33 protein-coding genes are annotated in these 26,380 nt (G+C 42.8%); 17 read left to right on the top strand and 16 right to left on the bottom strand.

Features of this window, described 5'->3' with window-relative positions:
* Window positions 1–300 precede the first annotated feature (300 nt).
* From ACFGVR_RS10460 to ACFGVR_RS10475, 4 genes are all read left to right on the top strand, one after another.
* Entirely contained in the window at window positions 301–504 is a 204-nt protein-coding gene (locus ACFGVR_RS10460) for a hypothetical protein (protein WP_448702765.1), read from the top strand.
* A 102-nt stretch (window positions 505–606) separates the two neighbouring features.
* Window positions 607–903 (top strand): thioredoxin, encoded by a 297-nt coding sequence (gene trxA / locus ACFGVR_RS10465; RefSeq protein ID WP_448702766.1) that lies wholly within the window; start codon window positions 607–609, stop codon window positions 901–903.
* A gap of 260 nt (window positions 904–1,163) precedes the next feature.
* On the top strand, window positions 1,164–1,397 hold the full coding sequence (locus ACFGVR_RS10470) for a hypothetical protein (RefSeq protein ID WP_448702767.1): 234 nt from the start codon (window positions 1,164–1,166) through the stop codon (window positions 1,395–1,397).
* 104 nt (window positions 1,398–1,501) lie between these two features.
* Window positions 1,502–1,687 (top strand): hypothetical protein, encoded by a 186-nt coding sequence (locus tag ACFGVR_RS10475; protein WP_448702768.1) that lies wholly within the window; start codon window positions 1,502–1,504, stop codon window positions 1,685–1,687.
* Window positions 1,688–2,712: 1,025 nt separating this feature from the next.
* Here ACFGVR_RS10475 and ACFGVR_RS10480 read toward each other — a convergent pair.
* Window positions 2,713–2,943, bottom strand: coding sequence for a hypothetical protein (locus tag ACFGVR_RS10480; protein ID WP_448702769.1), 231 nt, complete (start codon window positions 2,941–2,943; stop codon window positions 2,713–2,715).
* 62 nt (window positions 2,944–3,005) lie between these two features.
* Complete coding sequence (locus ACFGVR_RS10485; RefSeq protein ID WP_448702770.1) at window positions 3,006–3,392, bottom strand: hypothetical protein; 387 nt, start codon at window positions 3,390–3,392, stop codon at window positions 3,006–3,008.
* Between the two features lie 362 nt (window positions 3,393–3,754).
* Here ACFGVR_RS10485 and ACFGVR_RS10490 point away from each other — a divergent pair, with 362 nt between their 5' ends.
* Window positions 3,755–4,486 (top strand): S24 family peptidase, encoded by a 732-nt coding sequence (locus tag ACFGVR_RS10490; RefSeq protein WP_448702771.1) that lies wholly within the window; start codon window positions 3,755–3,757, stop codon window positions 4,484–4,486.
* Between the two features lie 87 nt (window positions 4,487–4,573).
* Here ACFGVR_RS10490 and ACFGVR_RS10495 read toward each other — a convergent pair whose 3' ends face one another.
* The 4 genes from ACFGVR_RS10495 to ACFGVR_RS10510 form a co-directional block, all read right to left on the bottom strand.
* Window positions 4,574–4,804: a hypothetical protein gene (locus ACFGVR_RS10495; protein WP_448702772.1), complete on the bottom strand. Its 231-nt coding sequence runs from the start codon at window positions 4,802–4,804 to the stop codon at window positions 4,574–4,576.
* 91 nt (window positions 4,805–4,895) lie between these two features.
* The gene (locus ACFGVR_RS10500; protein WP_448702773.1) at window positions 4,896–5,024 is read right to left on the bottom strand and encodes a hypothetical protein; all 129 of its coding nucleotides are present in this window, start codon (window positions 5,022–5,024) and stop codon (window positions 4,896–4,898) included.
* A 444-nt stretch (window positions 5,025–5,468) separates the two neighbouring features.
* Window positions 5,469–5,804: a hypothetical protein gene (locus tag ACFGVR_RS10505; RefSeq protein WP_448702774.1), complete on the bottom strand. Its 336-nt coding sequence runs from the start codon at window positions 5,802–5,804 to the stop codon at window positions 5,469–5,471.
* A 38-nt stretch (window positions 5,805–5,842) separates the two neighbouring features.
* Entirely contained in the window at window positions 5,843–6,268 is a 426-nt protein-coding gene (locus ACFGVR_RS10510) for a hypothetical protein (protein WP_448702775.1), read from the bottom strand.
* Window positions 6,269–6,570: 302 nt separating this feature from the next.
* Here ACFGVR_RS10510 and lspA point away from each other — a divergent pair, with 302 nt between their 5' ends.
* Window positions 6,571–7,092, top strand: coding sequence for a signal peptidase II (gene lspA, locus ACFGVR_RS10515; protein WP_448702776.1), 522 nt, complete (start codon window positions 6,571–6,573; stop codon window positions 7,090–7,092).
* 124 nt (window positions 7,093–7,216) lie between these two features.
* Here the strand turns inward: lspA and ACFGVR_RS10520 are convergent, their stop codons facing one another.
* The gene (locus ACFGVR_RS10520) at window positions 7,217–7,459 is read right to left on the bottom strand and encodes a hypothetical protein (RefSeq protein ID WP_448702777.1); all 243 of its coding nucleotides are present in this window, start codon (window positions 7,457–7,459) and stop codon (window positions 7,217–7,219) included.
* Window positions 7,460–7,762: 303 nt separating this feature from the next.
* Between ACFGVR_RS10520 and ACFGVR_RS10525 the strand changes: the two genes are divergently transcribed.
* On the top strand, window positions 7,763–8,335 hold the full coding sequence (locus tag ACFGVR_RS10525) for a YceI family protein (RefSeq protein ID WP_448702778.1): 573 nt from the start codon (window positions 7,763–7,765) through the stop codon (window positions 8,333–8,335).
* A gap of 690 nt (window positions 8,336–9,025) precedes the next feature.
* On the opposite strand, the gene ACFGVR_RS10530 is transcribed toward ACFGVR_RS10525, so the two are convergent.
* The 6 genes from ACFGVR_RS10530 to ACFGVR_RS10555 form a co-directional block, all read right to left on the bottom strand.
* Window positions 9,026–9,406, bottom strand: coding sequence for a hypothetical protein (locus tag ACFGVR_RS10530; RefSeq protein WP_448702779.1), 381 nt, complete (start codon window positions 9,404–9,406; stop codon window positions 9,026–9,028).
* Between the two features lie 91 nt (window positions 9,407–9,497).
* Window positions 9,498–10,376: a helix-turn-helix domain-containing protein gene (locus ACFGVR_RS10535; RefSeq protein ID WP_448702780.1), complete on the bottom strand. Its 879-nt coding sequence runs from the start codon at window positions 10,374–10,376 to the stop codon at window positions 9,498–9,500.
* Between the two features lie 404 nt (window positions 10,377–10,780).
* The gene (locus ACFGVR_RS10540; protein WP_448702781.1) at window positions 10,781–10,966 is read right to left on the bottom strand and encodes a hypothetical protein; all 186 of its coding nucleotides are present in this window, start codon (window positions 10,964–10,966) and stop codon (window positions 10,781–10,783) included.
* A gap of 431 nt (window positions 10,967–11,397) precedes the next feature.
* Window positions 11,398–14,214: a leucine--tRNA ligase gene (gene leuS / locus ACFGVR_RS10545; protein ID WP_448702782.1), complete on the bottom strand. Its 2,817-nt coding sequence runs from the start codon at window positions 14,212–14,214 to the stop codon at window positions 11,398–11,400.
* 131 nt (window positions 14,215–14,345) lie between these two features.
* Complete coding sequence (locus ACFGVR_RS10550; RefSeq protein WP_448702783.1) at window positions 14,346–14,534, bottom strand: hypothetical protein; 189 nt, start codon at window positions 14,532–14,534, stop codon at window positions 14,346–14,348.
* Between the two features lie 52 nt (window positions 14,535–14,586).
* Entirely contained in the window at window positions 14,587–14,787 is a 201-nt protein-coding gene (locus tag ACFGVR_RS10555) for a hypothetical protein (protein WP_448702784.1), read from the bottom strand.
* 288 nt (window positions 14,788–15,075) lie between these two features.
* Here ACFGVR_RS10555 and ACFGVR_RS10560 point away from each other — a divergent pair, with 288 nt between their 5' ends.
* The 4 genes from ACFGVR_RS10560 (at window position 15,076) to ACFGVR_RS10575 (ending at window position 17,735) form a co-directional block, all read left to right on the top strand.
* Window positions 15,076–15,954: a cell division protein FtsX gene (locus tag ACFGVR_RS10560; RefSeq protein ID WP_448702785.1), complete on the top strand. Its 879-nt coding sequence runs from the start codon at window positions 15,076–15,078 to the stop codon at window positions 15,952–15,954.
* Window positions 15,955–15,956: 2 nt separating this feature from the next.
* Complete coding sequence (locus ACFGVR_RS10565; protein WP_448702786.1) at window positions 15,957–16,256, top strand: DUF3098 domain-containing protein; 300 nt, start codon at window positions 15,957–15,959, stop codon at window positions 16,254–16,256.
* Window positions 16,257–16,259: 3 nt separating this feature from the next.
* A complete protein-coding gene (locus ACFGVR_RS10570) occupies window positions 16,260–17,054 on the top strand; it encodes an undecaprenyl-diphosphate phosphatase (protein ID WP_448702787.1) in 795 nt (264 codons plus the stop codon).
* A 189-nt stretch (window positions 17,055–17,243) separates the two neighbouring features.
* Entirely contained in the window at window positions 17,244–17,735 is a 492-nt protein-coding gene (locus tag ACFGVR_RS10575) for a CPCC family cysteine-rich protein (protein WP_448702788.1), read from the top strand.
* Window positions 17,736–17,836: 101 nt separating this feature from the next.
* Here the strand turns inward: ACFGVR_RS10575 and ACFGVR_RS10580 are convergent, their stop codons facing one another.
* Window positions 17,837–18,052 (bottom strand): hypothetical protein, encoded by a 216-nt coding sequence (locus tag ACFGVR_RS10580; RefSeq protein ID WP_448702789.1) that lies wholly within the window; start codon window positions 18,050–18,052, stop codon window positions 17,837–17,839.
* A gap of 189 nt (window positions 18,053–18,241) precedes the next feature.
* Between ACFGVR_RS10580 and truB the strand changes: the two genes are divergently transcribed.
* From truB to ACFGVR_RS10605, 5 genes are all read left to right on the top strand, one after another.
* Window positions 18,242–18,970, top strand: a complete 729-nt coding sequence (gene truB / locus ACFGVR_RS10585; RefSeq protein WP_448702790.1) for a tRNA pseudouridine(55) synthase TruB — start codon at window positions 18,242–18,244, stop codon at window positions 18,968–18,970.
* Window positions 18,971–19,097: 127 nt separating this feature from the next.
* Window positions 19,098–20,024, top strand: a complete 927-nt coding sequence (locus ACFGVR_RS10590; RefSeq protein WP_448702791.1) for a bifunctional riboflavin kinase/FAD synthetase — start codon at window positions 19,098–19,100, stop codon at window positions 20,022–20,024.
* A gap of 92 nt (window positions 20,025–20,116) precedes the next feature.
* Complete coding sequence (locus ACFGVR_RS10595; protein ID WP_448702792.1) at window positions 20,117–20,338, top strand: hypothetical protein; 222 nt, start codon at window positions 20,117–20,119, stop codon at window positions 20,336–20,338.
* Between the two features lie 366 nt (window positions 20,339–20,704).
* Complete coding sequence (locus tag ACFGVR_RS10600; protein ID WP_448702793.1) at window positions 20,705–21,757, top strand: DUF2157 domain-containing protein; 1,053 nt, start codon at window positions 20,705–20,707, stop codon at window positions 21,755–21,757.
* Between the two features lie 87 nt (window positions 21,758–21,844).
* Window positions 21,845–22,468, top strand: coding sequence for a LysE family transporter (locus tag ACFGVR_RS10605; RefSeq protein WP_448702794.1), 624 nt, complete (start codon window positions 21,845–21,847; stop codon window positions 22,466–22,468).
* On the opposite strand, the gene ACFGVR_RS10610 is transcribed toward ACFGVR_RS10605, so the two are convergent.
* On the bottom strand, window positions 22,452–24,368 hold the full coding sequence (locus ACFGVR_RS10610) for a tetratricopeptide repeat-containing sensor histidine kinase (RefSeq protein WP_448702795.1): 1,917 nt from the start codon (window positions 24,366–24,368) through the stop codon (window positions 22,452–22,454). The genes ACFGVR_RS10605 and ACFGVR_RS10610 overlap by 17 nt on opposite strands.
* A gap of 123 nt (window positions 24,369–24,491) precedes the next feature.
* Window positions 24,492–25,067 (bottom strand): C40 family peptidase, encoded by a 576-nt coding sequence (locus tag ACFGVR_RS10615; RefSeq protein WP_448702796.1) that lies wholly within the window; start codon window positions 25,065–25,067, stop codon window positions 24,492–24,494.
* A gap of 558 nt (window positions 25,068–25,625) precedes the next feature.
* Between ACFGVR_RS10615 and ACFGVR_RS10620 the strand changes: the two genes are divergently transcribed.
* The gene (locus ACFGVR_RS10620; protein WP_448702797.1) at window positions 25,626–26,351 is read left to right on the top strand and encodes a hypothetical protein; all 726 of its coding nucleotides are present in this window, start codon (window positions 25,626–25,628) and stop codon (window positions 26,349–26,351) included.
* Window positions 26,352–26,380 lie beyond the last annotated feature (29 nt).

Raw genomic sequence — 26,380 nt, forward strand, 5'->3', positions numbered from 1 at the left:
TCTTTTGTTGGTGAGCAGACTCGCCGTAAGCCGCTAAAACTTTAGTTCTAACAAAAAAGGTATTTTTCGCACATCGAAATGGCAATGAATCAGGATATTAAGAAGATGTTTGCTATCCGGGAAAGGGTTAGTATTATTGTTTAGAGTTGTATTGATTAATTGGTGGGTTAAATAATCAACTTAAATTAAACATGAGGGCTGTAATTAAACTTTTGGTAAACACAGGGGTGATTTAAGTTACAAAACGTTTGATGTTTTGGGTATTGCCCTTATATTGCGCGGCATTTTTACCTAACATCAATGAAAAAGAATACTGAACCTACACCGCAAACGGATAGTAACGCCTTGCCCAAAAAAGCATGGAAAAGCCCCGAACTGGTAGTGATCAACCAAAGTGAGATCAATTTAGACGCCGATACCTGGCCAGGCAGCGGTCAGGAGAACCAGTCGCCAGAGTTTTATAAACGGATTAAAAAATCACTACGTGTTAAGAACGCGGAATGAGCCCAAAAGCGACATCAAGTTTGCAAGTATCCAAGTATGAGTAATCCGGCACAAACCTTACTCACTAACGGTTGTTATATATTTGTATAAAAATGAAATATCATGTCAGCATTTAACGATCTGTTACAATCGGGCAAACCTGTACTGGTTGATTTTAGCGCCGAGTGGTGCGGCCCCTGCCAGGCTATGCCGCCAATATTAAAACAGGTTAAAGAAATGCTTGGCGATGGTATTACTATCCTTAAGGTTGATATTGACAAAAACCCCGCTACCGCCAATGCCTACAATGTGCAAAGCGTACCTACGCTGATTTTGTTTAAAGACGGTAAAACTAAATGGCGCCAAAGTGGGGTGATGCAGGCATCTGCTTTAAAAAAGGTGATAGAGCAGCATGGGTAGCTTTTTAAGTCAAAAGTCAAAACATAAGTTGTTATATCCGTGTACCGATGCAAGCAGCCATTGTTAGACGAGTATCAGGGTATTTGAGTAGTTGGTGATAACACCAACTAAGGCTTGCAACATTAACCACATCGGGAAATTTGGTTTTCTTTTAGACTTATCAGCTCGAAGGAGTTTAAATAAAAATTAAAATTATTTTTAAATAATTAAGTGTTGAACCATTTAATTGTTGTATCATGCGGTGCAAAAAAAAATACCCTATGCAAAGCAATATTACAACAAACAATAACAATGGCCAGCCAATAAAAAAACTATGGGCCACGCCCGTGCTAACTTTGATAGGCTCAAATACGGTTAACGGCGGACCGCAGTCCGGCTTACACGAAAAATCTATTACCGCCAGCAGTCCAACAGTTAATGGCTTTGGCTTGAAGGGCCCATTTGGTACTGGTACTCTTCCCGCTGCACATACCAAGCATCATTACTATTCGTGATGGTTTTTAGGTGGTTGAAGGATTGGGTTGTTGGCGATAACATCAATAACGACAGGAGAAACATATTGCGGTAATGGGTGTTATCTGTATAAAACAACAACCGTATGAAAACCTTAACAGCCCCCGGCGACCCGCACACCATCCGTGCCATTATGGTACCCTATACCGAAGAGTTTCACGACCATGAAGTTGTACTGATCACATCGACCGACAGCGACCGCACGGCCGAAAAAAGGATTTTCCGAGTGGTAGACGGAGGGGACGGCAAATGGGAACTGCAGTTTGAGTAAACCGTGCCTGTAAGGGTGCGCTTAGGTAATTTATTGATCCGACTTTTTAAGCGCCCCCCTACCGGCAGGGTTGGGCGGGGCTTGTTGTTTGTTAATTATATTTTGTAATTTGCGTAGCATTTATACGCTACCAACAACGACATGGATAATCCTAATAAGCTCCCCCTGGAATATCTATACAATTGCCCCAAGTGTGGTGTTCCGTTCCATGCCCGTATACATCGTAATGTTTTAATTAAACACTTTTTTCCTAAATGGCCCATCCGTAGGTTTTTTTGTGGCAAATGCCTGCGTAAATATTATGTGCGGGTTGATGCCAGTCACCTAAGCAAGTAAGGTTTTTAACCTTTACTTAAAGTATGCCGTGTTTTTATTGGGGGTGTACAGCCGGCACGCCAATTTATTTGTTTTTTTAATGGTTGTTTTTAGGGCAACGATAATTTTGTTATTATTGTGTAACACCAAACTCAAAAACACTTGACAGAAAAGGTATACAGGCCCCGTGCATCAGCATATTATTGCCCGCGTTGTAACATCAAGTTTCATGCGGTAATACATCGCAGTTGGTACGTAAAGCTGTTTTTTCCTAACAGGCCTATACGCCGTTTTTTTTGCGGCCAATGTTTGCAAAAATATTATGTGAGGGTGAATATCCCATCAAATGAAGAGTACGATGATGAGAGCGCCCCGGCTAATACTACCAAATTGCAAAAAAGCGAGTAGCCTTTTTGGTGATCATTGCGTGATCGGTTTTCAATCTTTCCGCTAATAGCAAGATATTACATTTGTTACATATGTGATAATAGATACCGGAAACAAGTTGCTGTTGTTGCGGCATCACTTTACCAATACTACCGGCATTGATGTTAGTGCGGCATCCGGATCGTTACAACGTATCGTAACCTGAATTAACAGGAAATTAAATATTTCAAAGAACGTAGTGTGATTTGATCAATTTGTTAAGTTGATTGGATGAATGGTTGTTAATTATTCACCTGTATTGCTCAATGATCAATCGTTGAAAATTACAAATAGAAGCCACCTTTGGTACAGTTGGCGGTATAATGCTCGCCGCGCGGGTCGATCATCCGCGTAAGCTTATCTTGCCGGGTAAGTTTGTTTAAGCCACGTTTAATTTTTACCAGTAAAATATTTTGGCCCTTTATGGCATTTACAATGGCTTGTATGCGCCTGGCGGTTAACCACTCGCCCTGGTGGTTTTTGCAGATCATTAATATCAGTTCGTTGGTTTCCATATGTTTTGTTTTAGTTGCGTGTTGCGTGTTGTGAGTTGAAAAGTTGGTTTAAGTTTACAGGTTTAAAGTTTGCGATTGTTTAACGCACAACTGGCAACCCGTAACTGGCAACTCAAAAACTCCTTCACCACATCCGGGTAATTTTCATCCAAAAAGGTATCAATATCGTGCGTGCAGTTGGTAAAGGGTTGTACGCTGCCAGTTGCGTCATCGTACCTAAAGGCCTCCCAATAATTGAGGCGATTGGCTATAATAAAATCAATTAGCTGTGTGCGGGTAGCGGTGGTATCGTGCCATTGGGGGTTATTATTTTTTAAAGTAAAATCCAAACACCACGATACTTCGTAACTGTCATCGGTATTAACAATAATATCATCGATATACACTGCTTTTTTATCGGCAAAAAGGTAAACTAACAAATTATCGATAGTTTTAATTTCTGCTTCCATTGTTTTTTATTAAATTAAAAGTTGTATTATTGTTGTGCTAATTAAAATTTTAAGGGATTGGAATTTTAATGGGCCCTGGTACCTTTAGGTATCGGGGCCTTGTTTTATAACCCTTTCAATTGCCAGTATTGCCATCCCCATTAACCCGTATCAAAATACCCGTTGTGCTTGTAATTGTGCATGGTTGCTTTCGTTTTGTATAGTTTTACTTTACTAAAAATGGATATGTATACAGTTTTTCAACTATTTAAATTGCATAATTGAAAAGTATTTTGTTGCTTTGATTATTAGTACAAAACAAAGGTAAATCAATACTTTCATATTTGAAAGTAAAAATGAAAAAATATTTTCAATTTTGAATTATGCATCAAGGCGAACACACTCGTAATTTGTTAAAAGGTAGCGGCATACCTATGGGCGATATTGCCGATAAACTGGGTTTAACACGGCAGGGCCTTAATTATCACTTACGCAAAAGTAAGTTGGATGCTAACTTTAAAACCTTACTTTCAGAAAAACTACCGGATATTTTCAGTAATGAAAAAAAAGCGACGGTTTCTATCTCCAAACAAAGCAATGCCTATGGCGTGGGTGATATACAGCATAACGAAACTGACAGCCCCTTTGTTGACCTGGGTAACGGGCAGTTTATTATGATAGTGCCGCTGGTGCAGGATTACGCTTATGCGGGATACCTGGCCGGTTACCAGGATGAGGAATATATTGACGAACTGCCCAAACATAGTTTTGTGGTTAATAAGCAGCATAAGGGCAAGTATATGGCCTTCCAGGTTATTGGAGACAGCATGAGCAATGGCACCGAAGAAAGCATTACCGAGGGCAGTACGGTTACCGGCCGCGAAATACAGCGGCACCTGTGGAGCAGCAGGTTCCATATCCATCGTTTTAAAGATTACGTGATTGTGCACAAAGAGGGCATCCTGATCAAACGCATTATTAAACACGATGTAGAAGAAGGGGTGATCACCTGCCAATCGCTAAATCCCGACAAGGATGCCTACCCTGATTTTGAACTGAACCTTGACGACTGCAGCCAGATTTTCAATATTGTAAATGTAACGCAGATACGTTGAGGTTTAAAGTCAAAATTCAAAAACGAGCATTAGGGCAACGATGAAAGCTATTAGCTATGGTGATACCACTAGCAACTACCGCAGTTATTACGAATAATAAAAGTTTTTGGTATGGTGAGCAAGATGGCCGCCATAGCTGGGTACAGCCGGGTTTGTAAACGTAACGAGCGAGAAACGTGTTCCGGTAGGTTGTGATCTGATAACCTGGCCTTCGTGAACGCCGGGCTGTGCGGCGCCTGTAATGTTGTTTTGCGAAATGAGGGTAAGTTGAGGTTGCGCCCAGGTTTTTTTTGCAACGGTGGTGGTAACTTTTAACATTCGGGTGTTTTTTAGGGGTATATAAATGTATCTTGTTTGATCAAAAAGATGCCCTGCTTATCAGCGGGAGCATATTTGTGTGCGGAGCTATTTAATGCAGTTGTTCTACAGCGGCATCATCGCGTTCATGCTTGTTGAGTTTAATACAGTCCTGCCCGTCGAGCAAAAAAAACGGTAGCATCAGGGTAGAGATGAGGGTGTATTTAGCTAAACGTATCATAACAAAATGTTTTTAAGGTTTTTGCCATTGGTTTGTTTAGCTATAGTTTTGCCCGTTTTAGTGTGCAGGACAATGAACATGAAAAGTAAACCGTTTGTTTTTGGGTTCATTCCAGTATTAATTAATTAGGTGTCGCAAGGTAATAGATATGTTACGAAATTGCAATTATGTTGGTTGATTATCAATAAATTAACCTTTTGTGCTTGTTGTGGCCTGTTTTAGTTAAGTTTTATGCGCAGCAGCATAGCGGTATTTCTTGAGTGGCAAATTAATTGTTTGTAACACAAAAAAAAGCAAAACTGAGTTGTTGCGACAGTTTTCGGGCAAACAAAAAAACTGTAAATAGTATTGAGTGATGTAAACCCTGGCGCGATGCAATAAAAAACCCCCTTTGCCGGTTATGCAAAAGGGGCAGGGGGGTAAAAAATCAATAGTTGTTTAATATTAATGAGATGAGCGTTTAGCATCAAGCAAAAACAGGGGGAGCATTACTATCAGCAACAGGCAATAAGCGGCAAAGCGTAAAATACCGATCCTGGGTGTTTTTTTGGCAACTGCTGCTACAGGTTGTTGTACGCTTACCTGATGTTCGTGCCAAAGCGTAACGGGTTTCCTTAGTGTATCGGCCGGTAAGGCAACTGCAATAGCGCCACTGTTAGGGTAGATTGTTTTAGCAGGATAGCCTTTGATCTGGCTGGCTGCAATGGTAATAACTTTTGGGCTTTTCCAGTTTTTTTTGCGGGCAGCCGGGGTATGGTTAATTTGGTTTGGATTTGTCATGTGATGAGGTGTTGTAATTTGAATGATGTTTACTCTGTTTAGGCCGCAGCAAGGTTTACCTGACTTATGGCTCTGCTAAAATTGGCTTTAACCTGGTGCTGCATTTTAATATGTTCAAAAATGTCAGCCTGTAAATCATCAATTACATAGCGGTTGGCTTTTTTCTCCTGGCTAACCAGAATCTTAAAGGTATCATCGGTGTAAACTTTATCGTGCCAGGCCTGTAGTTGGTCGGCAACGACATTATAAGTTAAACCATCAAAAATATTACCTGCATTTTGCAGTTGTAACTCGTACTTGCGAAAAAGGTGGATGAGTTCGGTATTTAAATTACGGGCATACCTAAATTCGTTGGCAAGTTCAACTTTTTTTACTTTAGGCATAAAAACAAACTCGTTGTAAAACATCACATACAGTATAACTGCAAATGTGGCAATAGCTAACAGGATGAGATAATCGGGCATAACTTTGGGTTAAAATAGTTTAATTGTTTAGGTTTAATTAGTTGCTTTTTGTTAAATATGCCGCTGTATACGGCACGGTTTTACAGAGAGTTACGTTTGGTAACTATACCCTTTTTACGCTAAAGGCAATACGTGAGGTGCTTTTTAAGCGATTTTTTGCCAGATATTACGTTTAAGTAATTTAGTGTAAGTTTGAATTAATAAATACAAAAAATTAACATTAGTTAATTAATTTAAAGTGGGGAAATATTTACAAAAAATATTTAAAAAATTATTAATTTTATAATAAATAAGTGAAAATAATGCGATCAAGTACTAAAATATTAATGTTTTGTATCATTAGCGTAGCTTTCATCAGTTGCGACAGGGTAACTAAAAACCTGGCTAAAACGCATTTGATGAACCGCCCCGAAATAAGTTACCTGCACAACACCATTAAACTGGAGTATGCCGAAAATACCGGGGCGGCGCTTAACCTGGGCGATAGCCTTCCCAAAGCAGCCAGCTTTTGGTTATTAAGCATAATACCGCTTGCTATGATGGCAGCCCTGGTTGCATATACCCTTAAAAACCTGGATAAACTAAATATCCTTAAAATGATTGCGCTTGCGCTGATATTTGCCGGTGGAATGGGCAATGTGATAGACCGGTTATTTTTTGACCGCCACGTTACCGATTTTATGAACGTGGGTATTATGAACCTGCGCACGGGTATTTTTAACGTAGCCGATATGGCCGTTACCGCAGGGGCCATTTGTTTGCTGATAGCTGCGTGGGATAAGAAACCGGAGATGGTTAACGGTGATGCGACAAGTGGTGAATAAATGAAAACAACACTATGAGGCCGCTTTGTTTTTTTACAGCGCTGATGTTAGGCGCTATATCTGCCTTGCATGCGCAAGCTGATAAAGGTTATCAATTAGTGCATGTTTGAAAAGGGCCTTTGACTTACGAAGCCGCTGATGACACATTGCCAATAGGATTACCGTTTTTGGTAAGCACTACGCGCGAGGTGCCTGCCTGGTTTGAAAAATAGCCGTAAGAGGCATTGGCAGTATATTTACCGGTGCTTTCGTGGACGTTAGGCTTTGACTTGGGCGTTAAAATATCGTTCCTGGAAATGATAAAAAGCCTGGGATCGGCCCAGGTTTTCTTTATGGGCGTGTTGGGGAGAGTTTCTTCGGTGAACATTAATTAAGGGGAACTTAAAGTGCTGTCAAATTTAACGTTTTACAACGACTGAAACAAGTCTGCAGTAAACGGATAAAGAGCCGGGTATTGACCTGTTGTTGTACGATTACCGGATATAGCGGCACACCAATTACCACTATCAGCAAAACTAATTCTCATCAAAATGTAAAATGGCTAAATTATATGTTATAACATATAATTTAGCTTTATATTTGTATAGTAATTGCAGCCGGCCAAAAACAATAAGAGGCCCGGGTGTATTATAAAACAAAGATCAAACTATAAAACGTAAAAATTAAAATTATGAAAAAAGTATTAGTATTAGCAACTATAGCCGTATCGGCTTTATTGTTTGCATTTAAACCGGCAGCAACCTGGACGATCGACAAAAATCACTCAAAACTGGCATTTACCATAACTCACATGGGAATTAATGATGTTGAAGGTTCGTTTAAAATAACCGATGCTACCATTAACACCCCGGCCGACGATTTTAGCAATGCTACGGTTGATTTTACTGCCGATGCAGCTACCCTGAACACCGATAATGATGCCCGCGACAAACACGTAAAAAGCGAGGCTTTTTTAGATGTTGCCAAATACCAAACTATTACCTTTAAAAGCACCAGCTTTAAAAAGGCAGCAGGTAACAACTACACTGTAACCGGTAACTTAACTTTACACGGTGTTACCAAACCGGTTACTTTAAACGCTGTTGTACGTACCGGTGTTGGTATGAACAAAAAACCGGTTGCAGGTTTTAAAATTACCGGCACTATTAACCGTAAAGATTTTGGTGTAGGTGCAGGCTTTGGCAGTGCCATGTTAAGCGACGAAGTTGCTGTTACAGCTAACGCCGAGTTTGGCCAAAACTAATTTGAGGCGAAGCTTAAAGGTTAAGGGCGAAAGGCTCCAACCTGATGAATACAAAACCCTTGCTGATAGATATCGGCAAGGGTTTTTTGTTTTTGAGCGTTACGCTGATGTTGGTTACACCGAAAGCAGTAGTTGAAAACTTAAACTGATGCCAGAGACAGATAGCCTGGCAAGCACCAATGTAATTTTAAGCCAATATTGGCCTTGCAACCGATGCATGCAATTTTACGATAATACAGAAGATCTACGTATCAGTTATGATAGTACTGCTGACGATTTGTGACCGACCGGGGCACCCATAGAGGTGACAAGCGTAATGCCATGAGAAAATGGATTAACAAAAAATTGGGTACCATTTGAACCGAAAGCATAGTGCCCCGTATGTTCGTTTACGCTTGGGATGTGTTTTGCGTTAACATTGTTAGCGGATATTAAAACGAGCTCGGGGTGGGTCCAGGTTTTTTTTGCCTGAGTCGGGTTTGATTGATTGTGCATAGGGTTCAGGGGTTAAATTCAACACCGTAAAATACACAACAGTTTTACAATAACCAAATTACAATAAAATATTGTGGAAAATCAGCAAGATTAAAATTTTTGAGCAATACGAAAAATCCTTACCGATACCTATCGGCAAGGATTTTATTTTTGAGTTTAAGTAACACTGATAACCTTTTAATGGCGCCTTAATTATTAATGTTTAACCCGCTTTAGCCAGGTTATAATTTGCTTACGCTGATTGGCGTTGATAACCACATGGCTAAACGCGCAGCCAAGCGATGCAGCGTGCCAGTGCTCAACCCCTGCGTGGATAAAGATGACCTCGCCATGCCCAAGCGACTGCATGGGTTTGCCCTTTTCCTGGTAATAGCCGGTGGCATCCATCGCGATAAGCATTTGCTCGCAAGGGTGCGCATGCCAGCTTGGGTTGGTGCCCTGCTCGGCAAATACGTTAACATTTACCTTACGGGATGCCCGGTTTGGCGGCGACAGGGTTTTAAGCCAGGTTAAGCCGGCAAGGTTACCGGGTGTAGGAAAGATGATGTTTAAATCCGGATCTTTTGTTTTTTGCATAAATCGTGCTGTTCCTTTTTTTTGATTTACACAAAGTTACAGTGGCAACAAGGCGAAGCGGTAATGATTATCAAACAAAAGAGTAAGAAAATCAAACAGTTTTTACACGATGCGATTTAGGCGGTGTACCCGTTAGCTTTTTAAAGTAGTTGTTAAAGTAGGTAGGGTATTCAAAACCCAGGGCGTAGGCAATCTGAGCCGTGCTCCAGTCGGTATGCTGCAGCAGGGCCTTTGCCTCGCTGATGATCCGATCGGCAATGTGTACCGTGGTTGGCTTGCCGGTAACTTCGCGCACGGAGCGGTTGAGGTGGTTTACATGTACGGATAGGTTTTGGGCAAAATCCTGAGCGGTGCGCAAACGCAGGGGGCGGTCGGTGTTCTCTATCGGGAATTGTCTTTCGAGCAGCTCGAGAAACAGGGTTGTGGTGCGCGACGACGCATTTTTGTGTTTAAAGTAATTATCGGCTGGCTGCAGCTTCATGGCCTCGTGGATGATGAGGCTGATGTAGTTGCGGATGAGTTCGTTTTTGTAAATATAATCGGTGCCTTGCTCTTCGAGCATTTTTTGAAAGATGCCGGTAACAAACAGTGTCTGCTCATCCGTTAACGGGAAAATGGGGTTACCACCTATTTTAAACAGGGGCGATTCGTGCAGGCTTTGGGTACGCTCGGCGGCGGATAAAAAATCTTCGGTAAACAAGCAGGCGTAGCCGGTATGCCTTTCGGACAATAGCTCAACCGAATACGGCACATGCGGGTTTGAGAAAAATAACGACGGCCCGCTTACCTCAATGCTACGGTCGGCATAGGTAATAATATACCTGGCGTTAATAAGGCTCACCTTGTAAAAATCGCGGCGATTGTAATTGGGCGCGCCGTTGGCTGGGGTATCCATCTGGTAAACTTTAAAACCTTTTAACTTCAGGTCCGATGGTCCGGGATCAAAAGTAGGAGTTTCCGCATTGTTCATGTCGCAAAATTAAGAAAATCAAATAATATAAAAGAAGGGTAGCTGAAAGCTTAGACCAAGGCGGGAGATCGTTCGCTGTAGACAGCCATGGAACAGAAGATTTTTCGTCGCTACGCTCACTCGAAATGATAAGTAGTAATATGTATCGGATTAAAAAACTGTCATCTCGAACGGTAGTGAGAGATCGTCTGCTGTAGACAGGCATGGAGCAGAAGATCTCTCGTCGCTGTGCTCGCTCGAGATGACAGTTTGGTTAACGGTTTGCGTTAAGCTACAATATCGATGATGCGGCCTTTAACTTGCCCGTTGGTATTATCGCCCTCAATAAAAGCATATGCTTGCAGGTGATAACATTTGCAAGGTGGGTTATAAATGGCTAAAAGTTATATGACGCGACGTGCAGCTTATGAAACTTGTTTGCCGTGCTCAGTGCCAAAAGTAGGGGTAACATAGGTCTCCTTATGTCCAATAGCATGTCCGCCTTGAACCCGATAAGCGCTGATTACGGTCAATTCGGGGTATGTCCATTGCTTCTTATCGGGATGGTGGTGCTTCCCGATATTTGGCTGGTTGCTGTGGTTTGTTTCCATTAGTGAAAGGTTAATCATAGGAGCATTCAAGTTTTGGTATGTAATTATTTGATATACACCCTAAGAAAGACAGATTAAACTGTTAAAGATAGTATATAAAAACTCTCAGAGAAAAATAAATATTTTTTATCGTGATATTTTTAATCATTATCATATGGTTTAATTTTTTTAACTATTTGTATTGTTTGATTTTTTGTTCGCCTATTGTTGTTATCACCAACAACAATAAAATATAAGCTTGCAGATGATAACACCTGCAAAGTGCGAAGCTGGGTTGGTAAAGGTTTGGGTGTCAATTATAAATCAGGTAAGTGACACCCATTGTTGGTGTTATCACCGCAAGGGGCGGAGTGAGAAATCTTCTGCTGTAAACAAGCTTGAAGCAGAAGATTTCTCGCTATCGTTCGAAATGACAATTATTATAAAAATATTTACACCACAATATTGATGATCCTACCTTTTACAACGATGACCTTTTTGGGGGTTTTACCGTCGAGGTATTTTTGAACGTCGGCGTTGGCCAGTACCAGGTCTTCAACTTCTTTACCTTCGATGGCCAGCGAAATATTCAGATTCATGCGAGTTTTGCCGTTGATGGATACCGGGTAGGCAAACTCGTTCTCGACCAGGTACTCGGGGTTAAATTTAGGGTATGGCGCGTACGATAGCGTACCGGCCTGGTTACCCAGCATTACCCAAAGCTCCTCGCAAATGTGCGGCGCGTATGGCGACAGGATGATGACCATATCCTGCAGGATAGCGCGCTTGTTGCATTTCAGGTCGGTGAGCTCGTTAACGGCGATCATGAAACTGGATACTGAGGTGTTGAACGAAAAACGGTCGATATCTTCTTCAACCTTGCGGATGATCTTGTGCAACGATTTCAGTTCGGCTTTGGTAGGCGCTTCTTCGGAGATCTTAATTTCCCAGGCATCGTTGTGGAACAGGCGCCAAAACTTGCGCAGAAACTTGAATACGCCTTCGATGCCGTTGGTGTTCCATGGTTTGCTTTGCTCCAGCGGGCCCAAAAACATTTCGTACATGCGCAGGGTATCGGCACCGTAACGTTCGATGATGTCATCCGGATTAACTACGTTGTACTTGGATTTCGACATCTTTTCGACTTCGACGCCGCAGATGTATTTGCCGTTCTCCAGTATAAATTCCGCATTAGCGAAATCATCGCGCCATTTTTTGAATTTGTTGAGATCAAGCGTGTCGTTCTCCACAATATTCACATCAACATGTATGGCCGTTGTATTGTACTGGCCCTTTAAGCCGTGACTTACGAAGGTGTTAGTCGGGCGGCCTTCGGCATCGTTCAAACGATACACAAAGTTACTGCGGCCCTGTATCATACCCTGGTTGATGAGCTTTTTAAAAGGCTCTTCCTCAACCACCAGGCCGATATCTTTTAAAAACTTGTTCCAAAAGCGGCTGTACAACAGGTGGCCGGTAGCATGCTCGCTGCCGCCGATGTACAGGTCGACATCCTTCCAGTATTTGATCGCTTCGGCAGATGCAAATTCTTTATCGTTATTGGCATCCATGTAGCGGTACCAGTACCAGCTCGATCCGGCCCAGCCGGGCATGGTAGAGAGTTCGTACTCAAAGGATCCTTCGGATGATTGATATTTCCAGTCCTCAGCCCTTCCTAGTGGTGGCTCGCCGCTCTCGGTTGGAAGGTATTTATCTACTTCGGGTAGTATCAGCGGTAATTCGCTTTCTTCGATCAGGTGCGGAAGGCCATCTTTAAAATAAACCGGAACGGGTTCGCCCCAGTAACGCTGGCGGCCGAAGATGGCATCGCGCATGCGGTAGTTGATCTTGGCGTAGCCCATGCCCATTTTTTCGAGTTCGGCAATGGTTTTCAATGTGGCCTCTTTATAGCCCATACCGTTGATGAAACCGGAGTTGATGTATTTACCTTCCTTGGTAGGGTCGGCCTCGGTCTCGATATTTTGGATATCGATGATCGGGATGATCGGTAAGTTAAAGTGTTTAGCAAACAAGTAATCGCGCTGATCGCCGGAAGGCACGCCCATTACCGCGCCGGTGCCATAGCCCGCCAATACGTAATCGGCAATCCAGATCGGTACGCGCTCGCCATTAACCGGGTTGATAACATAGCTGCCGGTAAATGCGCCGCTCACGGTTTTGGTATCGGCCATACGGTCGAGCTCGCTTTTCTTTTTGGTTTGTGTGATATAGGCGTCGATATCGCCTTTTTGTTCAGGTGTGGTTAATGCGGTCACCAGTTCGTGCTCAGGTGCTATCACCAAAACGGTAACGCCAAAGATGGTATCAACCCTTGTAGTAAATACTTCAATATACGTTATGGCTTTCGACTCAGGACTCAAGACTTGAGACTCCAGACTAAATTTCACCATCGCGCCAACGCTTTTGCCTATCCAGTTGCGTTGCATTTCACGGAGCGGGTCGGGCCAGTCGATATGGTCCAGGCCCTGCAATAAACGCTCGGCATAGGCGGTGATGCGCATGCTCCATTGCATCATTTTTTTCTGTTCAACCGGGTAGCCGCCGCGCTCGCTAAAGCCGTCCTTCACCTCGTCGTTAGCCAACACGGTACCTAAGGCCGGGCACCAGTTTACGGTACTTTCGCGCAGGTAGGTGAGGCGGTATTTTAACAGTTCGGTTTGTTGGGCTTCGAAGCTCAGGGCTTTCCATTCGGCAGCGGTAAAGGTGGCGGTATCATCATCGCACACGGCGCTGATGCCTGCCGAACCATTGCTTTCGAAGTGTTTTACCAGTTCGTCGATGCTTTGGGCTTTATCGGTAGTTTTATTGTACCAGCTGTTAAACAGCTGCATAAATATCCACTGGGTCCACTTGTAATAGCCGGGTTCGCTGGTGCGCACCTCGCGACCCCAATCGTACGAAAAGCCGATCTGATCCAACTGACGGCGGTAAGTGGCAATGTTATCTTCGGTAGTGATGGCCGGGTGCTGCCCGGTTTGTATGGCGTACTGCTCGGCCGGTAAGCCAAACGAATCGTACCCCATAGGGTGCAATACGTTAAAGCCTTTAAGGCGTTTGTAGCGCGAAAATATGTCGGACGCGATATAGCCCAGCGGGTGGCCAACGTGCAAACCTGCGCCGGATGGGTATGGAAACATATCCAGCACATAGTATTTGGGTTTTGAGGAGTGGTTGTCGGCTTTAAAAGTTTGATTGGCGGCCCAAAATGCCTGCCACTTTTTCTCTATATCTTTAAATTGATAATCCATTTTCGCTGTTTGGGGTATTGAACTGCGAAAATAATAAAGTTTGGCGGATTTGGTTGCACGTTGTGTGTTGCGCGTTACGAGTTAAAAGAAATCACATTTTCAACTCACAACACATAACGCGCAACACACAACTACTTATCTGCCGAATGTACAGGCTGCTCCTCATTCTCGTGCTTTTTGGCGATATCACCGCCGTGCGGTTCTTTGGCGTGGTATTGTTTATCCTGCTTTTTTACAATGCTTTTATGGCCCTCGTCTTTAGGGCGGTGGGTTGGTGTATCGGCGGGCGATGGTTTATTGGGGTTGTTTGCTGGTTTCATGTTTTCAGTTGAGGGTTGTGAGTTGTGTGTTGCCGGTTGAGAAAATCTTTTTTTAAACAATAGTTAAATTACTGACGGTGAAATCCATTTGGCCAAGCATGGCTTCGGTCTGGCGGCGGCAAAGGTCGTGAAACCTGTTGCAGCAGCAGGTGATCTGTAACTCGTTGCCTAAAACATCGACAACGGGATGGATATCGTGCAGGGGGCAAAGCATGGCTTCGATATTGGGTTTAATGGATTCGGCTAACTTCATATTCGTACTGGTATCTTGCAGAGAATAACAGGTTAAAAAAAGAATGGTTTTGGTTAATTTAAATTAACTGATGGTTATAATAAGAGTCAAGAATCAAGAGTCAGGAATCAAGATGCATGGGTAAACCGTTACGGTATTACCAACGACCGAATGACCGGTGAACTAATGAACAATTGGTTAATTTTTGTTAAATATGGCATCAACCTTTTAACATCACGGTATTAAAACAGAATATTATTTACCTTTACCGTAAGGTTTTTTTATTTTCGCCCAATCTATATAGTAACAATGGAAGAATTTGAGCCAAGTATATCCGCAAAAAAAACTAAAAGCATTTACATATCAACCGTTTTTGGTATTGCTATGGTGCTGCTGATGGTGGGTTTGCTGGGGCTTATTCTGGTACATGCCAACCGCCTGTCGAACTATGTTAAAGAGAACATTGTGCTTAACATTATTGTTGACGACGGCGCCCGCGAACCTGATGTTTTGCAGTTGCAAAAACAACTGCAAACTAACCCGGCGATAAAAAATGCGCAGTACGTACCCAAAGAAATTGCAGCCCGTAACCTGCAAAAAGATCTTGGCGAAGACTTTGTAAGCTTTTTAGGTTATAATCCGCTACCCGAATCGATAGATGTGTACCTGAACGCCGATTACGCCAATAACACGGCTATTGATAAGTTTAAAGCGCAATTGCTTAAAAACCCGGTGGTTAAAGAGGTTAAGTACCAGGCATCGCTGGTGGATATGATGAACCAAAAGCTGGCCTCGATCAGCTTAATAATACTGGCCTTTACGGCGATATTTTTGGTAGTATCGGTAGCCCTGATCAACAATACTATACGGCTGGCTATATACTCGCAACGGTTTTTGATCAAATCCATGCAGCTGGTTGGCGCTACCAAGGGCTTTATACGCAAACCGTTTTTATTATACGGTATCTGGCACGGCCTACTGGGTGGGCTTATAGCGATAATACTACTCATAGGCATGCTTTACCTGGCTACCATACAAATACCCGACCTGGTTATCCTGCAAAACTATGCCGAGTTTGGCATGGTGTTTTTGGTGGTGATAGGCATCGGTATATTTATATCGGGCTTTAGCACCTACCTTGCGGTAAGCAAGTTTTTACGTTTAAAAATTTACGATCTATACAGATAATAATGGCATCACAAGCATCAAAACCCGTAATAACACAGCCTGTTAAAGGCACTCAGTCTCAGGCCCGGTCAGCGAAAGCAAAAGTAAGCGGCACTAACCATACCCCGCATTTTGTTTTTGAAAAAGGTAACTACCGCGTGTTTTTTATCGCGATGGCCTTAGTGCTGATCGGTTTTATCACCATGACGGGAACAACCGATATTTATGATACCCGCAAAATTGTAATAGCGCCGCTATTGGTACTATCGGGTTTTGTGGTAGGCTTTTTTGCGATATTTAAAAAACCAGCCAACAAAGCTTAACGCATGAACATTCTGCATGTAATTATACTCGCAATAATTGAGGGTATAACCGAGTTTTTACCGGTATCATCAACGGGGCACATGGTTATTGCCAGTTCGTTTATGGGTATTGGTAAAGACGAGTTTGTAAAGCTGTTTGAGGTGGCTATACAGTTAGGGGCGATCCTGTCTGTAGTGGTATTATACTATAAACGCTTTTTCAAAACCATCGATTTTTATTACAAACTGGTTGTGGGTGTTATCCCGGCAGTTATTGTTGGGGTGTTGCTTAAAAAGAAGATAGACCTGTTGTTGGAAAGTCCGCTGGTGGTGGCCTGCTCATTACTGATAGGCGGTATTATATTATTGTTTGTTGACAAATGGTTTAACAACCCCAATGCCAAGGTTAAACAAGAAGAAGAGATTAGCTACGCCACAGCTTTAAAAGTGGGCCTATGTCAGTGCCTGGCAGTGATACCTGGCGTATCGCGCTCGGCAGCTACTATTGTTGGTGGGATGAGTCAGAAGTTAACCCGCACCGCGGCGGCAGAGTTCTCGTTCTTTTTAGCGGTGCCTACTATGTTTGGCGCTACCGTAAAGGAGATATGGGATTACCACAAACACGTATCGGCAACCTTTACCGGCGAACAGATCAAATTTTTAGCCGTAGGTAACGTGATAGCCTTTGTGGTAGCCATGTTAGCCATTAAAAGCTTTATTACTTTTTTAGAGAAAAAAGGTTTCAGGCTGTTTGGCTGGTACCGTATTGTGGTGGGTGTTGTACTGCTTGCTTTGTATGCGGTAGGGCAGATCTCTTGATTTCGGATTTCGGAATTTCGATTTCGGATTTGGTTAGATTTTATTATTTATGATATATTTAAGCTGCCTGATGGGCGGCTTTTTTTGTGGGGGACTATCATTAACTTCGGATTGTTGACATAGCAAATGAACGGTTGGTTGGTCATAACACCAACAAAGTGCGGAGTGCGGTGCGAAAAATTAAAATAAATGATACTACGTAGAAAAGAAGCAATCATACTATCGTCTTTTTATAAATTTTTAAATCTTTCTCCGGAAGAAAGGGCTGCGAAAATTGAAAATGCTTTAGCGGAGAAGTCGTTAGAAACGGGAGACGTAGCACCAGAGGTTTCGAATTATTACGCAAGGAAATATATCGAGTATGAATTTAGTTTTTATTTAAATAGCTACCTGCAAACGTTTTTATCTAACCAGCTTGGGATAGTTGTCGAAGTAAAAGGTAAAGGCCCGAAGCTGCTCCCATGTGTATGTTGTGGCTATAAAACGTTAATGGGAACTGGGTGGGAAATATGTGATGTCTGTTTTTGGGAGGATGATGGGGTTACTGAATTGCATAAAATTAGTGGTGCGAATCATATTTCCTTATTCGAGGCAACCGAGAACTTTAAAAAATTGGGTGTTGTGGAAGACGGATGCCAGGAATTTGTCGATCCCGATAGAATGTCCCAATATGGAAAGTGAAGCGGAAATCTTAAGCAAGCAGGATGCTTGCGATATCATAGGTCGAAGTTATAAACTTCGACCAGTGTGATAAGAAACTTCGACGAGTATGAACGTCGCCACTACGAAGCCGCCTGGTTTAACGTACCGGTAAAAGTATTATTACCGTTTGAAACATATGTTTTGCCGCCATGCTGGAACTGATTCCCGCTGCTTTCCTTAACGCTGAGGAAAGTTTTGCTATTGACATCATGGAGGCTTATCAAAATAATTTGGGGTATTTTCCAGTCTTTTTTAGCACATGGAAGCGTAAGGTGTGTACTCTGTTGTTCGATCATGTAGATGGGGGGGAGATAAATTAGTGTGTATTGCAAATGTAGCTTATTATCGGGGCTGTTCAAAAAAGAAATTGGAAATCAGCGGGTTGTATTCCGGCAGCGTTTACGTTAATAGCACTAACCCCACAATATGCAATTCAAATTTTAAGTACGATATTTGCGCTTTATTATTAGCGCCCAGAAAACAAATTGACATCCAACCCAAGCAAATTCCGCGACTTTAACTTTGCCGAAGGCGAACTATTGCTTATCAACAAACCACTCCGTTGGACGAGTTTCGACGTGGTAGGCAAAATACGCAACTCGCTCAAACCGCTTAAACTAAAAGTTGGGCACGCGGGTACTTTAGATCCTTTGGCAACCGGCTTGCTGTTGATCTGTACAGGCAAGCTCACCAAACAGATAGACACCTTCCAGGCAACCGAAAAAGAATATACCGGTACCATGGTGCTTGGTGCAACCACGCCCAGCTATGACATGGAAACCGAAGTTGACCAAACCTTTGATATCAGCAACATTACCGAAGAACAACTGTTAGCTAACTGCGCGCAGTTTATTGGCGATATACAGCAATACCCGCCGGCGCACTCGGCAGTAAAAATAAACGGTGAGCGCCTGTACGAAAAGGCCCGCCGCGGCGAAGAGGTTGAACAGCGCGCACGTTTTGTAAGCATTAGCGAGTTTGAACTGACACGGATAGCCCTGCCCGAAATTGATTTTAGGGTGGTATGCAGCAAAGGCACCTACATCCGCAGCCTGGTACACGATTTTGGCCGGGCGCTTGGTAATGGCGCTTACCTAAGCAAACTTTGCCGCACCCGTAGTGGTGAGTTTAAACTGGAGGATGCTTACGAGGTAATGGAGCTGGTAAATTATATCAGGGAGCAAAGGGCAACGGCGGAAAGAATAGACACGTAAGAAGAAACCAAAAGGAGTGTCATCCTGAGCTTGTCGAAGGATGGCGGGCGAGGGCCCTCGCACCATGGTTCGACTGCTGAGCCTGACGACGCATCACCATGACACCCCTGTTTTGAGTTAGATATTAATGAAGATATACCATAACATTAACGAATTTACGCCCGTGGCCAATGCCGTGGTAACCATTGGCACCTTTGATGGTGTGCATATGGGGCACCGCAAGATCATATCAAAAATAACCGAGCTGGCAAAGGCATCGGGTGGCGAGAGTGTGATACTCACCTTCTTTCCGCACCCGCGCATGATATTGAATCCGGAAGATCAGGATCTTAAACTCATTACTACCATCGCCGAAAAGGCCCAATTGCTGGAAGACCTGGGGGTTGATCATTTGATCGTTACGCCGTTCTCGCGCGATTTCTCCAACCTGTCGGCGCTCGAATATATTCACGATGTTTTAGTGGCGCGCATCGGGGTTAAAAAAATAGTGATCGGGTACGATCACCGCTTTGGCAAGGACCGTAAGGGCGGACTTGACGATCTGCAGCGCCTGAGCAAAGAATTTGATTACCAAGTGCTCGAAATACCAGAGCAGGATATTAACGATGTGGCCGTAAGCTCAACCAAAATACGCACAGCTTTACTGAATGACCAGGTTGACCTGGCCAACCAGTTTTTGGGTTATCCGTTTTTTATCACCGGCAGGGTTATTCGCGGCGATCAGTTAGGGCGGCAATTGGGTTACCCAACTGCCAATATACAAGTAGCCGAAAGCTATAAACTGATACCTGCCGACGGGATTTTTGCCGTAACGCTTGATGTGCAAGGTCAAACGTATAAAGGCATGGCGTACATTGGCCATCGCCCTACTATTAACGGTATGACGCGTAATATCGAGGTGAATATTTTTGATTTTGCCAGGGATATTTACGATGAGCAAATTCGCATGAACTTTCATCATTTTGTACGCAGTGATATCCGATTTAATGGTTTGGATGCCCTGATAGCGCAACTGGCTGTAGACAGGGAAAATGTGGTGAAGTTGTTAGAATAGATATTGCAGGGAAAATACCTGTAATGTGCGGTTGATAAGGTTGTTGAAAAAAGTAAATTCGTTATTTTTGCCTCGACCCTTAATCTTAAGCAATGATCTCATTAACACCAAACACATCTTTAGCCGAAAAAAAAGCCTGGCAAAACGGCCCGGAGCTTGTACATATTAGCCATAATAGCATCAGTACCCCGGCTAAAAGTCATCCGCATGTACATGAAAGTACCGGAACTACGTTTATAAAAACCGGCGTACCTTTTATTAGCAATCAAGCGAGTTACTCTTTTCAGGGTACCATATTACAGGCCATTTCGTAGTAAAAGTATTGGTCTGATTTTTAAACCGGGGTATTGTTGGTGACAACACCAACAATGGGCTGGGAAGATAAAAAGCAGAGGCCTGGTACGATTCCCCTCTTGAGGGGCGGAGGGGTGTGTCCTTTTATAACGCAAAATAACACATTCCCGCCACCACACTACCTTACGCACCCCTTCTCAAGAAGGGAGTTTTGATGGCAAACCTAATCTTCAGAACACCTGTGGTGAGGACACCGGCAATGTGCCGGCCGGTATCCGCTGCAATCGCTAACGAGGGTAAAAACTATATACGCCGCTAAAACGTTAACATCCTGGCTGTTTTATTCGGCCGATAGGGTTATATTTACCGGGCCAGCACATACCATTTTGGAAAAACTCGACCTCGACAGATCAGAAAGTGAATTGTTAACCCACGCCATAGCGCATTGGGAAAAGGAGGAACTGATTGATGGCGTTGTTGCCGATAAGCTGCGCAACTCGTACCAGGTAAAAGGGTTCGACTGGATGCGGCTGGCCAAGTACTCGTTCTGGATAGCGCTCATTTGCGGGGCCATCGCCTTTGGCTGGCTCATTGTGGATGATTCGGTGATCAACTATATCAAAAAGCTGTACGATACGCCAAACATCGTCATCAGCATCTTATCGGGTATTACCGCCGCCGGTTTGTTTTACTGGAGCAGGCGGCTCAAACATGTATCGCCCGAAAAGGTGTTTAGCAACGAGGCCGTGGTTTTTATGGCCATCCTGCTCACGGCCAACTGCATTGCCTATTTGGGCAAAACGTTCGATAACGGTTCGGGGCACTTTTCGCTGTTATTTTTACTCTCGGTATTTGTGTACGGCATTTTAGCCTGGAACATGAACTCGCGCATGATATGGCTGTTTGCGCTCATCTCGTTAGGCAGCTGGTTTGGCAGCGAAACCGGTTATCAAACACATTGGGGTTATTATTTTTTAGGCATGAACTATCCGCTGCGGTTTGTGCTGTTTGGCTTTGTGCTGGTTGCGGCCTGCGCGGCGTTAAGGCATCGCAAATGGTTTGGCCTGTTTGGCGAGTTAACCTACGTGGTGGGCCTGCTGTACCTGTTTATATCGTTGTGGATACTTTCGTTATTTGGCAACTATGGGTCGCTTAACCAATGGTGGCTGGTAAAACAGATCACCTTGTTTTATTGGGGTATTATTACGGCGATAGTATATGCAGGCTTTTTAGTGTTTGGCTTAAAACGTAGTGATGTAGTAGCGCGCGAGTTTGGCATTACCTTTTTAATTATATTAATTTACACCAAGTACTTCGAGTACTTTTGGGATAACACCAACAAATCGTTGTTCTTTGCTATTCTGGCAGTTTCGTTCTGGATCATCGGCCGTAAGGCTGAAAAAATATGGAATGTGAAAGCAGTTAAGGGGAAGAGGTAGTTGTGGGATGTGGGATATCGCCTTCTTAACCTTATCAGTTCGCTTTAGAGCCATAAAGGACGAATAAAATCTATACCTTTGCGCCCGATGATCCTCCTCACCATATTTCTGGGCCTTGCCGTAAATTTTATTGGTTATGTGCCGCCCGGAAACGTTAACCTTAGCCTGGTACAAATCACTATAAACCGGGGCATTAAGCAGGCTTTGCAGTTTATCATCGCCTTTAGCTGTGTCGAACTGGTGTTTACCTATATGATTATCCATGCCGCCGAATGGCTGTCGCATCAATTGCAATTGGAAGTTATTATTGATTGGGTAATGGTTGTGCTTTTTGGCGTATTGGGCGCCATCACCTGGGTAAACCGCAGTAAGCCACCAAAGGCTAAGGTGTCAAAATACCATAGTGTAAAGCATGGTATTATTATGGGTATCATTAACCCTATGCAAATACCTTTCTGGATGATAAGCGGAACTTATTTGATTACCCATCATTGGATAGTTACCGGTACCTGGCCATTGATAGCCTTTAGCTTAGGATCGGCGGCGGGCGCATTTTTATGCCTGTTTATTTATGCAAAATCGGCAACGTATATACAAAACCGGTTTGAGTTAAGCACCAAACTAATTAATACCTGCATCGCGATATTGTTTTTTTTATTCGCCGCGTATCACATTATTAAGCAAGTTTATTTGCTTAACGCGAAGCATTAACCGGCACCGCGATACAAAATTTACTACCAACACCTTCTTTGCTTTCGGCCCAGATACGGCCGTTATTCAGCTCGATAAAATCCTTACAGATCTTTAAGCCTATGCCGGTGCCCTTCTCGTTAGCGGTACCCAGTGTAGTATGACTGGTGAACGAGAATATCTTCTCCATATCGGCCTCTTTTATCCCGATACCGGTATCAGTTACACAAATTACCGTGCAATCGTTTTCAATACTGCTGGCAACATTTATACTGCCTTTCGGGTTTGTAAATTTAACTGCGTTAGAGATCAGGTTGCGCAACACGATCTGTATCATTTCCCTGTCGGCGTCTATCACCGTTTCGGGTAAAACATTATTAGTTACATCAAGCTGTTTTTGCTGTATGCTACTGTTTAACGCTGCTATACTTTCGTTAGCAAGCTGGTACAGGTTAAAAGGCTCACGGTTAAGGTGAAAACCCTGCAGCTGCTCTTTTGACCAGATCAATAAATTATCCAGCAGTTCGAGCGTGTTGCCAATACTGCTTTTTACTGCCGGGGTAAGCTCGGCCATCTCTTTCATGGTCAGCTCGCCATCGTCCAACAAATTAAGTAAACCAATTACCTGTGTGATCGGGCTGCGCAAATCATGCGATATAACCGAAAATAGTTTATCTTTAACCAGGTTATTGGCTTCTAAAACACGGTTTTGTTCATTAATGATGTTGCTTTTAGCTTTTACCTCGTCGTATATATATTTTAAATAGATAGCGCCGCCGCAAATGATGATGATGCCCATGATCAAAATGATCTGGATAATGCGCTGCTGATTGATCACAGCCTGGTTCTTTTCATCTTCTACGCGCAGGCGCTGGTTTTCATCAAGCCGTCTTTGCGAGTCGTATCTGATCTGATATAAAGCTACCACCCTGTTTTTATCAACGCTGATGATACTGTCGTTTAGCTTACTATACTGGTAATAATTATTAAAGGCCGACCGGTAATCACCTTTTGCCGAATCGAGCAAATAAAAATCGTAATAGTTGGATTGTATTTGCTCAACGTTGCCAATTTTATTGGCTATAGTAGCGCTTTGCTGTAAAGCCTGCCGGGCCCTGGCATAATTTTTTTGCTGATAATAAATTTTACCTAACAGGCCGTAAACATTCGCCAGGGTACGGGGTTTAAAATTATCACTGTTTTTTTTCATGGCCAAAACCATGTTGCAATACATCAACGCCTTATCGTAATGCTTTTCTTTCAACTCAACCGACGATAGATTGGCATAAGCCGAAGCCTCATCACCATCCAATTTGTTAGCTATGGATAATTTAAGTGATTGATTGTAATAGTCGCGCGCCTCTTTAAGCTTACCTACAGCCTCGTAACTGTTGCCTATATTGCCAAGTATTACCGCCATAACGCGCTGCTCTCGGCGGCCGTTTAGTTTCTGGATGGCTTGTAAAAAGTAAGCAAGCTCCTGCTTGTGATCTTTAATAATGCCGTAATAGTAGCCAATATTATTTAACACTTTGGCGGCGTTAACCCTGTCGTTAAGTGATATGAAAATGGTTAACGACTTATCGAAATAGTTAAGTGCCTGCGGATTGGCATTGGCAGCCAGGTAACCCAAGCCCAGGTTTTTATAAGCAACTGCCTCGCCTTGTTTGTATTTAAGCTGGTTTGATAAAACTAATGCCTGGTTACCGTAAACCTTCAGATCGTCTAAATTGGTAGTATAGTAATTGTAAGCCAGCGCATTTAATGCAATAACGCGGGTGGTATCAGCCTGCGGATGTTTATCAAGCATTTTTTTCAGGCTGTCAATTTCACGCTGCTGGGCACAAACGTTACTGCAGGGCAAAAAGCCCAGCAATAAGCACAATATACCAACAAAGTAAACTTTGTTATTTAACAGCATTATCCGGATGAGTTGATTGATAAATATAACTTAATTTTTGACTTAAAGCTTGTATACGCCGGTAGTATAAATTAGTTGCATAAATAGTGTAACCAACGTACTATAAGGCAATTTTTTTTGCTGTTAATTAACAGCCTGGCTTGTAGCTCCTTGTATCGAAGCTAAAGTTTTGTTATCGTCGTTTTGTTTAAACAAACGCACGATACGTACAAACCGGCGCTGGTAACGTTCGTCCATAGCGCTAATGGTAACGCCATGTTCTTTACCCGATGAGGAGTGGATAAATTTCACCCCTTCATCATCGTTACTCATTACAATACCGATGTGGCCAATTTTACGGCTCCTGGTTTGTGTACCGGTAAACAAAATAACATCACCCGGTTTGGCTTCGGCAAGGGGTAGCTTTTCGCCAATGTTAATATATTCATAAGATGAGCGGGGGACCTCAATTTTAAAACTCCTGAAAACATAACCCACAAAGCCCGAGCAATCAAAGCCATAACCCGGGTTTGATGCTGCGAAATGATAAGGTGTACCGATAAACTTTTGCGCATAACCCAGCAATTGATCGGGCCTCACATCAGTGCCGATCGAATCTGCAATGGCGCGGTCGGCCTGGGTGTATTCAACTTTGGGATGTACAAAAACCTCATGATGTTTTTTATGACGTACAGTTTTGTGCCGCAGCCTGGCCGACATTGCGTTAAAACTTAAACTAATCAGAAGGAGAAAAAATAAGTAGTTCTTCATTAATTAAGGGCAAGATATTACATATATAGGCTATCGCAAAGCTTGTTAGGTGTCAAAATTTCAACAAAATTGACCAGTTATTAACACGTTTCGATAGTTATAGCCCTTGTACGTAATATTTTGATTATGGTTTTAATAAAAATCCTGCCGTAAAATGCATGCTTTTATTTTGTATGTGCTTAGAACAGTAAAAGTTAAATAATTCTTTAAAAGAAATAAAATATCATTTAAATTATTATAATATCAATTTACAGTTAGGGTGTTTATGGATGTTTAATATTTGAAACAATTGGGAAATAAGTGGCTTTTTGAGAAATTGCGGGTATAAGGCCTTTAAAATGTGATTTTTACAATTATCATAAAAAAACACAGAAAAACGGAGCCTGGCATTTTTTATTATCGGTCTGTTTAAAAATACCGTGTTTTCACTGTATTTTTAAACAATTTATCACTGTATTTTTGGTGAAGATATTTTTGTTAAACGAGTAACCCCCAAAATTGAATTTTATGAAAAATTTTTTACTATTGATTTTGTGTGCATTGCCCATACTGAGCTGGGCAGGCACGGAGTCTGACTCCACAAAAAAAGCGAGTGCCTTAACAACCGGCGGCTCCAAAACAGTTACGAGCGCTTTTAGCCATCACTTATCGATGCAGCTTGAGGCTGGTACACAAGGTGTAGGTGCCGATTTGCGTTACGGCGCCTTTAAACAATTGTCATTCAGGTTGGGCGCAAGCTTTATACCGGTTACTGCCAACAACGCACTGAGCCTTCCGGGTTTCCAATCAACAAACTCCATCAATGTTGATTTTTACAATGTACATTTCCTGGCCGATATTGTTCCGTTTAAAGGGGCACGTGGTTTACGCGTAGTTGCTGGTGGTGCTTATTTGTACAAAGCCAATGGCGGGTTAAACGTTATCCCTACAGGCAGCTACAATTATAACAATGTAACCGTTACCGGCACCGATATTGGTAACCTGAACATGAATGTGAGCTGGAAAGGCATTGCTCCTTACCTGGGCCTGGGTTTGTTTCGCAGTTTCCCCAGCCATGTGTTTAACTTTAATTTAGACCTGGGCACTTACTACCTGGCCCAGCCCCAAACCCATATTATAGGTACCGGCCTGCTATCTGAAAATTACCAGCTTGAGCCGCAGTTTAATGAAAATTTAAAGGGATACCGCTGGTTACCCGTATTACAACTCAACTTTAACTTTAGACTAAAATAAACCACCTGAGCACAATTTTTAAATCACGA

Source organism: Mucilaginibacter aureus (genome assembly GCF_053514885.1).